Here is a 13,384-nt window from a genome sequence, read left to right on the forward strand (position 1 = left end):
CCTGCTGAAAAGCTGGCGGGGTGGCCCTGTGGAAGCGTTCATGAGGCTTTTCGTGGCGCTCGTCCCGCCGCCGGAGGTTCTGGACGAGCTCGCGGAGGCCGTCCGGCCCCATCTCGGCACGGTCTCCGAGCTGCGCTGGATCCGGCGTGATCTGATGCACGTCACGCTGACGTTCCTCGACGAGGTCGACGACCGCACCCTGGAGCGCCTGCTCCCGAGGCTGGAGCGCGCCGTCCGCCGCCACGAGCGGATGACGCTGTCGCTGGCGGGCGCGGGCGCGTTCCCCGGCAACGGCGCGCACGCCCGCGTGCTGTGGACGGGCCTGTACGGCGACCGCCGCGCCCTGGCGAGGCTGGCCGCCTCCACCACCGCCGCGGGCCGCCGGGTCGGGACGATCCCCGACAAGCACCGCGGCTTCCGCCCGCACATGACGCTGGCGCGGTCGCGGCGGCCCGTCGACGTGCGGTCGCTCGTCGAGGCGCTGTCATCGTTCGCGGGCATGCCGTGGACGGCGGACTCGGTCCACCTGATGCGCAGCCACCTACCCGGCAAGGACAACGCCCAGCTGGAGTACGAGGCGCTGACGACGTGGCCGCTGCGTCACAGCTCCGGCGGCGGAGGGGCGGGACGGTCGGCGTCCGGCGGGCCCCAGGGGACTCCGTAGCGCTCGCAGGCGCGGCGCAGCTCGCCGAGGTCGGGCGGGAACGTGATCTGGCGCAGCACCCGCCCGGACGGCCCCCACACCACCAGGCGGGGCATCCGCTCGACCGCGTCGTCGATGCCGACGCCGCCGAGGCGGTCGCGGGGCAGGTCCCACTCGACCCGGCCGCGCCGGGTGACGACGGCGACCCCGGCGGCCGACACGCGCAGCTGCGACCGGTTGCGGTCGTACAGCCAGTAGCCGAGGAGCCCGGCCAACGCCCCGGTCGGCATCGACCACATCGCCGTGGCGTTGAACCCGCCCAGGTCTGGGCCGAGCCACACCGCGCCCAGAAGCGCCACCGCCTCGCACAGCAGGACGCTCATGCCGTAGGTGCCGACGCGGGACCGGCGGGTGGCGTCGAGGACCGTGCCCGGCGCGGTCACCGGGCTGGGCGGGGTGTGGGCGGGGAAGACGAAACCGGACTCCTCCGGCGGCTCCGGCCGGGCGGCCGCGCCCTCGTGCGCGGCGCCCTGCGCCGACAGGGCCGGGGCGGGCTCGGGGCCGGGGGCCGACAGCGAGGACATGGCCGAGTGGAACGCGGCGCTCAGGTAGGCGTCGTACTCGGCGTCGTTGACCGGGAGCCCGGCGCGGCGGGCGGAGTCGCGCAGGTCGGTGCGGGAGATCCGCAGCGCCGAGAGGGGAGCGGAGAAGAACTCGTCGCCGTCGGAGTCGTACAGCCGGACCCAGGCGTGCCCGGAGACGGTCAGCAGCTCGATGCCGCCGATGCGGTCCTGGGGCATCTTCAGCACCACGTCGCCGGCGGCGTCCGCCCAGCCGAGCCCGTCGCCCTCCACGACCAGGCGCCCGCCGGGCACCTGCGCGAAGATCTCCGGCAGCCCTTCGAGCCCGTAGTCGGGACGGCGCGGCGACCGCGCCCCGGGAGTGATCACGCGGTAGCCGTGGTCGTCGAGGGCGTGCGCGAGCTGGAAGCCGTCCAGGCCGTGGGCGGGCAGCCGGGCGACCAGCTCCAGCCGGTGCCCGAACGCCAGCGCGGCGAGGTCGGCGCGGCGCGGCTCGCCGCTCACCGGGTCCAGCCGCAGGCCGGGCCCGACGACGACCGCGGCGACGTTCTCGGCGCGCAGGTCCTGGATCTCGCGGCGGCGGCCGGGGCGGGCCCGCACCAGCAGCCGCTCCGCCGTGATCGTCCAGCGGACCTGTGCGGCCCGCAGCAGCCGGCGGCGCGCCGCGAGGACGCCGCCGATCGCGGCGAGCGCCCAGCAGCCCGCGGCGAGCCGGGCGCCGAACTGGCCCGTCCCGTCCAGCGCGATCCGGACGATCATGACGGCGCCGAGCAGGGCGGTGAGCGCGCCGAGGAGCATGATCCGGCGGCGGCTCGGAAGCGGCTCCGGCGTGGCCAGCCGCTGCTCCTCGGGCGTCGTGCGGGACGCGCGGCCGGAGGGGGCCCGCGCGGGCGGCTCGTGCGCCGCGGCCAGCAGGGCCGCCTCCTGGTCCAGCAGGCGCTTCTCGGCCGCGTGGTCGCGCGGCAGGGGGCCGCCGCCGGGGACGTCGTCCTCCAGCCCGGACACGCGCAGGGCCTCGTCGAGCGCCGGGTCGAGCAGGTCGGCGGCCTCGCCGTCCAGGACGTGCATGGGGATGCCGAGCCTGCGGGCCGCCACGAACACCGCGAGCGGCTCCAGCCCCATCGCCGTCATCCCGCCCACGGCGGTGCGGCCGAACCGGTGGAAGACGGTCAGGACGCCGTCGCCGGTCGTGATGGCCAGGCCGTCGATCCGGGACCGCTCGTAGGAGACCATCGTCAGCCCGCCGGGGCCGACGCGCTCCAGACCGGCCGCCGACAGCCGCCAGTACGGGCGCGGGCGGCGGCGGCGCGCCTCCGGGACCGCGCCGAGCAGCCACGGGAACGCGGCGACGGCGCCGATCAGCGCGGCCCACAGCCACACCGGCCTGATCGGCAGCAGCGCCAGCGCCACCGCGAGGACGGTGAACGGACCCGCGGCGACCGGGCGCCACCGGCCGCCGGATCCCGCGAGGCCCACCAGCTCATGCTCCACAGTCCGCATCCTCACACGGGTCCCCGCGGGACCGTCGCCCCCTTCCACGATCCGGTCGCCCTCCGGAACCGACATCCATCGCGCCGGTCAGGTCGGGACTCCACCGCCGTCACATCAGGCTCACCGGTCGCGTGAGCCGAGCCTCCGTGGAACCGCCGCCGTACCCTCACCGCCGTCGCCGCACCAGGCCGTAGCCGACCGCCCCCGCGATCGCGAGGGCGAGGAACAGCGCCATCCGGGTGTTGGTGGCGTCCCGGCGGCCGCTCGTGGTGTCGTGGCCCGCGCCCGCGCTCCCGGGGGAGGACGCCGGCGACGGCCGCGCCTCCTCCGGCAGCGGCAGCCGGTAGACCGGCTGGTTCACGCCCTCGGAGCCCACCAGCAGCGACCTCCCGTCCGGGGTGTAGGTCACCGACTCGCCCTGCACCTGCCGGGGCAGGTCCAGCGACTTGATCGTCTTGGCGGGGCGGCCGTCGGCGCCGACCGAGTACAGCCGGGCGCCGAAGTAGGTGCGGATGACGCAGGTCCGCCCGTCGGGGGCGAAGGCGCCGTCGGTCGCGATGGGCGGGGCGTCCCCGACCTGGCGCAGGACGTTGGAGCCGCCGGTCCGCAGCCGCGCCGGCGCCTCGTAGACCTTGCCGCCGAACAGCTTGCTGGCGATGTAGAGCCGGTTCGTGCGCGGGTTGATCATCATGGTCTCGGCGTTGCGCGGCCCGTCCTCGTACTTCATCCGGAACCGGGTCGCCGGCAGCGCCTGGCTCACCAGCCGGGCCGGCTCGGGGATCCGGTACACGGTCACGTACGGCCAGGCGCCGCCGAGGTTGTCGCCGATGTCCGCCACGAAGATCGCCGGACGGCCGCGGCCGTCCTTGCCGATCGCCATCGCCTCCCAGTCGCGGGCTCCCGCGCCGGCGAGCGTGAGCACGGCGACGACCCTTCCGTCCGGGCCCAGCGCGTAGACCTTCGGGACGCCGCCGGAGTCGTTGTGGGTGTAGACGACGCCCCGGTGCAGGGAGCTGGCCGCGAGCCCGCTGGACTCGGTGATCCGGGTGTCCTTGATCGTGAAGGCGACCGCGTCGCCACGACCCGCGGAGGCGGAGGGGGAGAGCAGGCAGACCGGGGCGCCGGCGAGGGCGATCGCGGTGCCCGCACGGACGGCGGCCCGGCGTGCTGACATGGATCGATCATCCCCGTTCCGCGCCCCGACGATCACTGATCCGCGCCGCTCAGCCCAGCAGCGCCCCGACGACCACGGCCAGGATGAGCGCGGTCAGCACGGTGGGCAGCAGCCATTGGGGCGCGCGGTTCACGCTCCTGAGCTTATTCGGCCTCCCGGCCGCCTCGAACCGTCCACCCATGATCTGCATCTCATCCCGCGCCCGGGGACACCACCGCGACGAGCGCGCCGGCGAGCATGTAGGGGCCGAAGGGGAAGTCGCCCTTGCGGGAGCGGCGGGCGATCATGATGCCGAGGGCGACGAGGCCGCCCGTCAGGTAGGTCGTGAGCAGGCCGGTGATCCAGGCGTTCTGCCCGAACCAGCCGAGGTAGAGGCCGAGCACGCCGGACAGCTTGACGTCCCCGAGGCCGATGCCGGACGGGACGAGCAGGGCCTGCGCGAAGTACAGCGCGAACAGCGCGGCCATGCCGGCGAGCGCGTGCTCGAACCGCCGCGCGCCGTCCTCGGTGAACGGCGCCGCCGCGGCGAGCAGCACCGCCGCGACGCCGTAGGACGGGAGCGTGAACCGGTCGGGCAGCCGCCTGACGCCGAGGTCGATGAAGCCGAGCAGGGCGCCGGCGGCCGCGAGGTACAGCAGCGCGGGCAGGACGGGTTCGAACCCGACCCGCCAGCCGAGCACGCCGAAGAGCGCCGCGGTGACCAGGCCCAGGACGGCGCGGTGCCGGCGGGTGACGTCACCGACGTACGGCGCCGCCAGCGGCGCCGCGAGAACGCCGACGACGAGCCCGACGGGCACCAGCACCAACGCGACCATCGACCCTCGCCCCGATCCGCCCCTGTCCACGCCCCGGCACCTGACCGGACGGACGCCGGCTGCGGGGCGCCCCGCACCATTCAATCCGCCGCACCGGCCCCGCACATGGGCCCCAGGGCCCAATCAGGGCGCGGGCATCGAGAAAAAGCGCGGCTCACGCGCCATAATCATGCCGCGTGGAATGCGGAATGCTTCCACTGAAGCTCCGTATTAGGCCCTGGGACCTAAAATGGCTGGCGCAAGGGCCCGATTTGCCGCCGGCACCACGGTCGGGCATTGTGCGAAGCGCCCTTGACACGCGATGGTGGACGCATGCCGAATCAGGTCAGGACCGTGCGCGTGCTGATGTTCGTCGCCGCCGGGCTCACGCTCGTCATGACCCTGGCGTTCTTCGCCGCCGTCGGGGTCACGGCCGCCGCGATCGGTGCCGCGCTCTGGTTCGCCCTTCCCGGCGTCCTCAGCCTGCTGCTGGCGCTGCGCGTTCCGAACGGCGGGACGGGGCTGCGGCGCGGCATCATCGCGCTCGAGATCTTCTACATCCTGCTCTCGCTCGCCAGGGTCGGGGAGGGCGACCCCCGGGGCGTCCTCAACCTGATCCTCCCGATCGTCATCCTGGTCCTGCTGTTCCGCCCCGAGGCGAAGGCCTACTTCGGCGGAAAGGCGCCGGCGACCGGTTCCTACTTCTGACCCCCGGAAGCGCCGCGGAGCGGGCCCGTCCTCAGGCCAGGCTCGCGAAGACCAGGCCGACGCCGAGGACGACGAGGAAGAAGCCGAAGACCACCATGCCGACCGAGCCCGCCGTCCCCCTCCCGGACGAGGTGTCCATCCGCGCCGTGCGCGGATCGCGCGGGTCGTAGAACACCGCCACCTGCCGGCCCTTGAGCCGGGTCAGCTCGAACGACCCGCCCCTGGTCTGGGCGACCGTCTCGATCTCGGCGCCGTCCAGCGTGCGGAAGCGCAGGACCGGGAAGAACTCGTAGGTGTCGGTCCTCTCGACCCGGTGGATCCCGGCGACGACTCCCGCGACCCGGTGCGCGGAGGCCAGGAACGTCCGGCCCGCCCGGTAGCGGTGGACGCCGACCGCGCAGAAGGCCGCACCGAACCCCAGCGCCATGAGACCGAACGACCACGACGGCATCACCAGTACCCGCCGAGTTCCTCGCGGTCGACGCCGACGAGCGCGGCCAGGGCCAGGCCTCCGGCCGTCCCGGCGACTCCCTCGGCGACGTACAGGACCGCGGACAGCGCGTCGGTGCCGCCGCCCACCGGAGCCGCGACCCCGGCGAGGACGGCCAGCAGCGGCACCGCGAGGACGCTCGCCAACCAGCGCACCCGCCGCGCCCGGTCCCGCTGGACGGCGCCGGCCACCACGACCATCGACACGCTGACCAGGATCCACGGGAGGTCGAGACGGACGATCCGGTCAAGGTCGGAGAGCGGCTCGCCGCCGCCCCCGGCCCCGGCCGCCAGCCGCGCGACGATCGAGAAGCCGAGCAGCCAGACGATCAGCGCGGCGCCCCAGGCGCCCAGCATCCGGACCATCTCAGCGCACCCTGATCGAGTCGATGACGCCGTCCACGACGTCGTCCTTGAGCTCCCCCCGCCGCCAGATCAGCCGGACCACGTGCATCCTGCCGTTCCCTCCGATCACGCCGACGTCGGCGGCCTGCCCGGGGGCGCCCGTCCCCAGGAAGCCGCTGAAGGTGAAGTCGACGCGCCGGGCGTCCTTCGCCCCCGCGACCTTGATCGACTTCGATCCCGTCCGGTGGTAGTCCCTGGCGTTCATCATCGAGGCGGCCTCGATGGTCGCCTCCAGCATCTCCGGACGGCCCCGCTCGCCCAGATCGGTGACCACCGACAGGGTGGCCGTCCGCCGCGGGGACTGCACCGACAGCGCGGCGCCGCCGTCCGGCCCCCGCCCCCAGTCCTTCGGGTAGGCGACCGTGAGCACCTTCGCGTCGCCCCGGACGTATCCGCCGGGGGTCTTCCCCGACCCGCCGGACGAGCACCCGGCCACCGCGGCGATGATCGCGAGAGCGCCCGCCGCCGCCGTCGTCAGTCTCTTCGCACCCATCGCCGCCCTCTCAGTTCTTCGCGCATTCCGGCCATTGCTGGAAGGTCCGTTCACCATTCTGCGGGGGGCCGAGGTACTGGGAGTCGGTGATCTTCTGCTTCTCCCCCTCGTAGCCGCCCTCGACACCGAACTTGATCTCCGCCGCCAGTTCGGCCGCGATCTTGAACTCGTCCACCTCGCCCGTGTAGACGTTCCTGCTGACCAGGCCGCGCTCGTAGATCAGCCGGTCGAGCGGGTCGGCGTTGGGCCCGGGGTCCTTGGAGACGATCGAGCCGTTCTCGTCGACGGCGTTCCGGATCGTCTGGAACGGCATCATGAAGGCGTTGTCGCGGATCCACTTCTCGCCGATCGCCCGGTTCGAATCGTCGAAGTTGACCGTGGTGGCGGTGGTGGTCACCTGCTTGCCGGTGCCCGTTCCGCTCCCGTTCTTCTTCCCCGGGTTCTTCAGACTCTGGTTGGAGTTGCTCTCCTGCGTCGTGAGCCAGGTGATGCTCGCTAATCTGCCGTCCTTGTCGAAGGTCATCCTGGTCTGGCCGAGGTAGGTGGCCTCCCCGCCCGTCCCGTAGCCGAGCACCTTGGCGCCGCCCTTGATGGACCCCTTCACCTGGAAGGTGTAGGTGGTCTTCGGGTAGCCGTCCTTCGCCGACCCGCTCCGGTCCGTCGTGACGAGCGCGGCGTCCCCGGCCTTGCCTTCGAGTTCGAGCCCGGTCGCCATGTCCTTCACCTTCTTCTCACCCGAGGTGCTCGTGGTCAGGTTGCCGAGAGCGGCGGCCACCTTGAACACGCCCTCGGCGCCGACCTCCCACTGGGTGATCTCGGGGTCGCGGGTCCGGGGCTCCCATCCGGTGATCTTGTCGAAGGCCCAGAGCCCGGGGCTGACCTTCTCCGCCTCCTTGCGCGCCAGGTCCCACTTCACGTCGTCGAGCCAGTCGTCGGCGGCCTTGTCGTTGGGGAAGACCCAGGTGTCGCCGTACTTGAAGTTGACGGACCCTTCCACCTTCGCGCCCAGATCCCCGCCGAAACTCCCCTTGCCGAACTGCGCCTTGGCGCCGATCTCGGCTTCCGCGCCGAGCTTGTAGTCGGCGGGCACGATCGTGATGCGCGTCGAACCGTCGGCGTACTTGACCTTCACGAACTGGAAGTTCTGCCCGAACTTCACGGAGAAGGCGGTGATCGAATAACCGACCTTCCTGGAGTCGGAGCCGGTGACGCACGCCGAAGCCGGAGGTTTGTAGTCGTACTCCGGCGCCTCGCAGCCGGAGCCGAAGATCTCGCAGATCGCCTTCTTCGCCGCCGGGAGGACGGGATTGGGCATCATCAGCACGAGCATGCCGATAAGGATCGATCCGATGCCGACCAATGCCGCGTACTCGATCGCACTGGCTCCGGCGTCCCGCCATTGTGCGCCGACGTTTCGGCGAGATCCCTCACGCATGCCGGGAACGGTAGACCGGCCTTTTCTCGACTTCCAGGGCCTGCGGACCCGGGTGGGGGCCCGATGTGCCATAGGCCCCTGCCGTAGGCGCTCAGCCGAATCGGCGGGCCGAGGTCACCGGCCGCAGAGGGGATATCTTCACGACGTCCCCCGTCTGCGGAGCCTCCACCATCTTCCCGTCCCCGTAATAAATGGCGACGTGATGCGGGGGCGCGCCGAAGAACAGGAGGTCGCCGGGCTTGAGCGCATTCGTCGGCACATAGCTTCCGCGCGGGTCGCTGACCTGGTCGCCGGTGTAGTGCCCGAGCGCGATCCGCCCTCGGGACGCCTGGTACACCGCGTACAGCGTCAGGCCACTGCAGTCGAACCCGAAGTAGAGGCGCCCGTCATAACCGCCGGGGGAGCAGCAGATGCCCCTGGTGGGCCCGCTGTAGTTGCCGCCGCCCCACGCGTACGGCGTGCCCAGCCAGCACAACGACCAGGCCACCACCGCCGCGCCGAACTCGAGGTCCTCCGCCGGCTTCTTGCCGGTCTTCGCGCACTCGGACACGACCGCGCCGCTGCCGCCGCTCAGCCCGTCGGGTGCGCCGGTGTAGGCGACGGGGTCCTCGTCGTCGACCAGCCTGATCTTGAACAGCCGGGTGATGGCCGCCCGGTCACCGTTGGGGAAGGCCCGGACGTGGCGGTCGCCGCACGTGATCTCCACGACCGGTCCGCTGCCCGTGGAGCCCTCCGGGCCCGGCCCGGTCCTGTACTCGCACTGCGGCGGGATCATCCTCGCGACGGCCCGCGCCGTCCCCGACCGGCCGATGCCCTTCCTCCCCGCCCTGTCGGTGCACAGGTTCCGACCGTTCCGGAGATCGTCCTTCTCCTTCTCGGTCAGCTCGTCCTCCTGCTTGAGCTGGCAGAGCTTCGTGGCGGCCTCCACCATGGCCGTGTAGCCCAGCATCCCGCTCAACCGCACCCTGGTCGCACGGGACTCGTTCTTGTCCGCGTACTTCTCCGCGACCTTCTCGGGCGGGGAGTCCACCATCCAGTAGCCGACCGACGACGGGTCGCGGCCCCACCCGACCAACTGGTCGACGGCCTTGTCGCGGAGCGGCGCGAGGGTGCCGAGCGCCGCCGCGTCCGCGCCGATCTGCGCCTGGTTCCGCATGTCGCCCGCCTGGGCGATCCGGCCGAACATGAGGAAGCCGCCGGCGAGCATGATGGCCACGCCCATGACCAGGACCGACGTGGCGACCCCCGCGTCGCCCCCGTGTCCGCCAGCGGATCTGATCCGTCGCAGCATCTGCGCCCCATCTTCGCGAGATCGGCCCCATGACCCCCGGAGAACTCTAAGGAGCCGTTGATCGGGAAGACAGGGCCCTGAGGCCCAATGAGGAATGGCGCGGGCGGCCCGCCGGCCCGCTTTGGCCGCGGGCGACCGCGCCCCCAGGCCTTTTCAGGGACCCAATTCCGGGCCCGCCGCTCACCGGCGGGCCTTTCGCCGGCCGCGGCGTTCCCGGGCCTCCACGGCCTCGGCCGCCCAGCGCCGGGAAAGGGTTCTGGAAAGGGCCAGTCCGAGAGCGACGCCGAGGACCGCCTCGATGAGATGGAGGATCAGGCCGACCGCGGTGTCGGAGAACGGGATGCCGAGGACGGCGGCGGCGAGACTGCCGAGCAGGGGGACGGGGAGCGCGGCGAGGACCCGGCCGCGGCCGCCGTCCCGGTCGCGCACGTAGCTGCCGGCGGTGACGGCCATGAAGGTGCAGAACAGCAGCCAGGGCAGGTGGACCCGCAGGACCTGGGCGTACTCGTCGACGGGTTCGCCGCGCTCGATCGCGGGGGCCGTCACCTTCAGCGTGCAGACCGCGAGCGCCGCCACGAGCGCGGCCGAGAACCAGGCCGAAAGCACAGCGCGCATACTTCAGCACGGTAAACATTTAACGAGGCAATCCCCAGGGCCCCCGGGCCCCGCCCGATCGTGAACGTTCTGGCATTTCCGTGCGGTTCTGGGCCTGCGGACCCGGCCTCGGCGTGCCATGTGCCGACCATGGTGGCGCGGCATTAACCACCGGCCACTTAATTAGGTCCCAGGGCCCAAGCCCCACCGAAGAACTCCGTCTACTCTCATCAATCTTGATATGCACGGGGTATCGGGGGTTCGCGCGATGTGGTGCGGTCGTTGGCAGGGCCGAAAAAGGGATTCCGGCGCCTCCGCGATCGAGTACGCGAGCCTGGTGCTCGTCGCGTCCGCGATCATCGTCGGGCTGCTGGCCATGTCCATTCCCAACGTGGTCTCGCCCAGAACCAGGGGCGCGATCTGCAAGGTGTTCCAGGGCGACGGCTGCGTGTCACCCGAAGGCGGGGGAGGGAACGGCCTCCACGGGGGGACGGGGAATCCGGACGGCGGCACGGGCCAGGGCACCGAGGGAGGGAACGGCGGGAACGGCGTTGACGGCGGAACCGGAACCGACGGCGGAACCGGTAACGGCGGCAACGACAGCGGTGGGCCCGGCTGGAACCAGGCGTACACCGGGTTGTCGCCGCTGCAAGCGGTCACCCAAGGCTTCGGTGACCAGGTCGGCAACTTCTTCAGCGGCCTCGGCACCGGCATCAAGCAACTGGTGTGGGACGGCCTCGGCAAGGCGATCGTCGACGACGTCACCGGCCTGGTGGACCTCGTCACCGACCCCGGCACGATCATCGACGCCGGCAAGTACGTCTTCGAGCATCCCTGGGACGCCCTCCGCCAGATGGTGGTCGACGACGAGACCGTCGACATGTGGAAGGACGGCAACTACCTCGGCGCCACCGGCCGCACCATCTGGAACGTCGGTTCCTGGGCCATCCCCTACTACGACGTCGGCAAGGGCATCGGCAAGATCGGCAAGCTCGGCAGGCTGGGCAGGGCCGCCTCGAAGCTCGGCAAGGCCGGCAAGCTGGCCGAGGAGTCGGCCGGCGCCGCGGAACGCGCCGGCAAGGCCGCCAAGTCCGGCGATCTGGTCGGCGCGCGCAAGGCCGCCGACGAGGCGAAACGGAAGGCCGACGACGCCAAGCGGGCGGCCGGCTGCAAACCCGGGGCCTTAGGCCCGCCCCGCGGGGGATCCTTCACGGCCCCCGCGGGCGCGCTGACACTGCCGGTCCTGCGCGGCGCGCGGGGACTCGCCGTCCAGGTGCGGGCGGCCGCGCCGACCCCGTGCGAGAAGGCCGACGCGAGCAAGACCAGGGTCGACCAGGCCCTGCGCGAGGCCGCCCTGAAGAAGATCGCGCAGCTCCGCAACGCGGGGCCCGGCGCCCATGGCGTCCAGCGCCACCTCGACCCGCCCGACGACCGCATCAGGCTCCGTCTGGGCGAGCCCAAGTACAACCCGGACGGGACACCGCAGCTCTACGGCCCGACCAGCAACTACCAGGGGTACGTCAAGGGCGACAACGCCACCAAGGTCGACCCCATGAACCCGAACCCCCGCCGTCCGGACGGCACGCTCGACAACACCGACGCCATCACCGGCGGGACGCACAAGGTCGGGCCCTTCTCCACCAAGTTCAGCGACCCGCTCGACTTCGCGCTGGCGGAGGGCGCCGCCCGGGCGAAGCTCACGACCTTCCCCCCGAGCGGCACGCAGGCGGTGGAGCTCTCGATCAACGACCTGCCGGCCGGGGCGGCGAGCCGGATGAAGGGGTGGTACCGCAACGCCGCCGACCCCACGCAGTTCAAGGCGATCAACTTCCAGAACGCGACGATCCGCGCGATCTACAAGCTGGACGCGAACGGGAAACCGTACCTCTACACCATGTATCCCGATCCGGTCAAGGCATTGAATCCGCCATGACGGCCTCACCGTGCCGCCGATTCGGGGTGTGGCACGGTGGGGGCGAGTCGTGGTCCCCGAGCATCGTCTTCGGCGGCGGGCGCCGCCGGGAGGAGGTAGGCAGAGTGATCCGTCCACGGCTTCTGCTCGTGTACCGCACGAAGAACGCCAGGCTCCTGGGCAGCGGAGCCGGGGTGATCGATCGCACCGGTCCCGTGCCGCGCCTGCTCGTCCGCACCGAGAAGGGCCTGGCCGTCCATGACATGACGGCGGAAGGCGCCCGGTCCGCCGAGCCGGTGGCCTTCTTCCCCGGCCGCGCGAGGGGACGACCGATCATCGGGGCCGGTCCCGTCGCCCCGGACCTGTCCCACGCCGTGCTCGTGGACGAGAACTCCTACCGGCTCGTCACCCGGGACGGGACCCTGCTGTGGGAACGCCCGTGCACGGGCCCGGCCGGCAACCCCGTCCGCTACGTGCGCTGGGTCCGGCCGTCCGGAGCCGAGCCGCGGGTGTGGCTGGCCGTCCCCGCCGGTGGCGCGGACCCGAACGACGCGATCGACCTGGCGCTCTTCAGCGTCGCGGGCGACGAACTCGACCGGCTGGTCGTCCCGGCCGGCGGCCGTCAGCGTTCGGTCGACCTCGCCTTAGGGCCTGACGCGCGCCCCTTAGCGGTGGGCCTCCGCGTCGCCGCCCGAGCGATGACCTTCCGGGTCGGCTCCGGCGGAGCGGTCTCGCACGCCGCGGACCGCGCACTCCTGGACGGCGACCCTTCCGGTTCGGGGTTCGTCACCGTCGGCCTGAGCGACGGCGGCGACACCACCGACGTGCGGTGGCACTCCGCCCGCGGGAAGGACACCGCCACCGTGGTCACCTGCGCCGACCTCCTCGCCTCCGAACGGGACACGGAACCGGTGCACATCGCCCCCGATATCACCGGCCACAGCGGTGGCCATCTGAGCGACGATCTCCTGCTCCTCGAACTGGAGGACGCCTACGACGAGATCGAGACCGAGCTCTTCGGAGCGGAGCGGTGGCGCCCGTCCAGCCACTGGCTGGTGAGATCCGGACGCCCGCTGGGGATGGTCGCCTACCCCGAGGAAAGCCACCTCGACGACCTCACCCCGGCCGTGCCGTTCGGCGACGGAACATGGCTGACCCGCGGCCGCGATGTGATCTACCGCTGGGGCCTCGACCGCTGAGCGAGGCGGCCCGTTCCGCCGCCGCCCGCCCGGCCCCGGCCGACTCCTCACCTTTGCTCGGAGTGGTTTCGCTAGGCCCGCGGACCCAGGTTCTCCGCCCCTGATAAACCGTGTCGCATTTGGGTCTCCGGGCCCTCAAAAATGAGTCCTGGGCACAGTTACGCTCGGCCGCGGA

Annotated in this window: 14 protein-coding genes; 4 read left to right on the forward strand and 10 right to left on the reverse strand. The window is 72.2% G+C overall.

Annotated elements, in window-relative coordinates:
• Positions 1 to 40: 40 nt before the first annotated feature.
• Complete coding sequence (gene thpR, locus ABD944_RS05860; RefSeq protein WP_345173154.1) at positions 41 to 664, forward strand: RNA 2',3'-cyclic phosphodiesterase; 624 nt, start codon at positions 41 to 43, stop codon at positions 662 to 664.
• On the opposite strand, the gene ABD944_RS05865 is transcribed toward thpR, so the two are convergent.
• The 4 genes from ABD944_RS05865 to ABD944_RS05880 form a co-directional block, all read right to left on the reverse strand.
• Positions 601 to 2,715 (reverse strand): hypothetical protein, encoded by a 2,115-nt coding sequence (locus ABD944_RS05865; RefSeq protein WP_345173156.1) that lies wholly within the window; start codon positions 2,713 to 2,715, stop codon positions 601 to 603. The two genes, thpR and ABD944_RS05865, sit on opposite strands and share 64 nt — an antisense overlap.
• A 166-nt stretch (positions 2,716 to 2,881) precedes the next feature.
• Positions 2,882 to 3,889, reverse strand: coding sequence for a hypothetical protein (locus ABD944_RS05870; RefSeq protein WP_345173157.1), 1,008 nt, complete (start codon positions 3,887 to 3,889; stop codon positions 2,882 to 2,884).
• A 49-nt stretch (positions 3,890 to 3,938) separates the two neighbouring features.
• Positions 3,939 to 4,070: a hypothetical protein gene (locus ABD944_RS05875; RefSeq protein ID WP_268248262.1), complete on the reverse strand. Its 132-nt coding sequence runs from the start codon at positions 4,068 to 4,070 to the stop codon at positions 3,939 to 3,941.
• A gap of 10 nt (positions 4,071 to 4,080) precedes the next feature.
• Positions 4,081 to 4,704 carry a prepilin peptidase gene (locus tag ABD944_RS05880; RefSeq protein WP_345173163.1) on the reverse strand — a complete coding sequence of 208 codons (624 nt, stop codon included), beginning with the start codon at positions 4,702 to 4,704 and terminating at the stop codon, positions 4,081 to 4,083.
• A 312-nt stretch (positions 4,705 to 5,016) separates the two neighbouring features.
• Here ABD944_RS05880 and ABD944_RS05885 point away from each other — a divergent pair, with 312 nt between their 5' ends.
• Positions 5,017 to 5,391, forward strand: a complete 375-nt coding sequence (locus ABD944_RS05885) for a hypothetical protein (RefSeq protein WP_345173165.1) — start codon at positions 5,017 to 5,019, stop codon at positions 5,389 to 5,391.
• A 31-nt stretch (positions 5,392 to 5,422) separates the two neighbouring features.
• Here the strand turns inward: ABD944_RS05885 and ABD944_RS05890 are convergent, their stop codons facing one another.
• The 6 genes from ABD944_RS05890 to ABD944_RS05915 all read right to left on the reverse strand — a co-directional run bounded on the left by ABD944_RS05890 (position 5,423) and on the right by ABD944_RS05915 (position 10,119).
• Complete coding sequence (locus ABD944_RS05890) at positions 5,423 to 5,842, reverse strand: DUF3592 domain-containing protein (protein ID WP_345173166.1); 420 nt, start codon at positions 5,840 to 5,842, stop codon at positions 5,423 to 5,425.
• Positions 5,842 to 6,246 carry a hypothetical protein gene (locus tag ABD944_RS05895; RefSeq protein WP_345173168.1) on the reverse strand — a complete coding sequence of 135 codons (405 nt, stop codon included), beginning with the start codon at positions 6,244 to 6,246 and terminating at the stop codon, positions 5,842 to 5,844. Before ABD944_RS05895 ends, ABD944_RS05890 begins: the two co-directional genes overlap by 1 nt.
• Position 6,247: 1 nt before the next feature.
• Positions 6,248 to 6,778: a hypothetical protein gene (locus tag ABD944_RS05900; protein ID WP_345173169.1), complete on the reverse strand. Its 531-nt coding sequence runs from the start codon at positions 6,776 to 6,778 to the stop codon at positions 6,248 to 6,250.
• Between the two features lie 10 nt (positions 6,779 to 6,788).
• On the reverse strand, positions 6,789 to 8,213 hold the full coding sequence (locus ABD944_RS05905; RefSeq protein ID WP_345173171.1) for a hypothetical protein: 1,425 nt from the start codon (positions 8,211 to 8,213) through the stop codon (positions 6,789 to 6,791).
• Positions 8,214 to 8,304: 91 nt separating this feature from the next.
• A complete protein-coding gene (locus tag ABD944_RS05910) occupies positions 8,305 to 9,504 on the reverse strand; it encodes a C40 family peptidase (protein ID WP_345173172.1) in 1,200 nt (399 codons plus the stop codon).
• Positions 9,505 to 9,684: 180 nt separating this feature from the next.
• Positions 9,685 to 10,119, reverse strand: a complete 435-nt coding sequence (locus ABD944_RS05915) for a hypothetical protein (RefSeq protein ID WP_345173174.1) — start codon at positions 10,117 to 10,119, stop codon at positions 9,685 to 9,687.
• Between the two features lie 247 nt (positions 10,120 to 10,366).
• On the opposite strand from ABD944_RS05915, the gene ABD944_RS05920 reads away from it, so the two are divergent.
• Complete coding sequence (locus ABD944_RS05920; RefSeq protein WP_345173175.1) at positions 10,367 to 12,031, forward strand: hypothetical protein; 1,665 nt, start codon at positions 10,367 to 10,369, stop codon at positions 12,029 to 12,031.
• A gap of 104 nt (positions 12,032 to 12,135) precedes the next feature.
• Positions 12,136 to 13,209, forward strand: a complete 1,074-nt coding sequence (locus tag ABD944_RS05925) for a hypothetical protein (protein ID WP_345173177.1) — start codon at positions 12,136 to 12,138, stop codon at positions 13,207 to 13,209.
• The last annotated feature ends 175 nt before the right edge of the window (positions 13,210 to 13,384 follow it).

The organism is Actinomadura verrucosospora (assembly GCF_039540335.1).
GTDB lineage: Bacteria > Actinomycetota > Actinomycetes > Streptosporangiales > Streptosporangiaceae > Spirillospora > Spirillospora verrucosospora.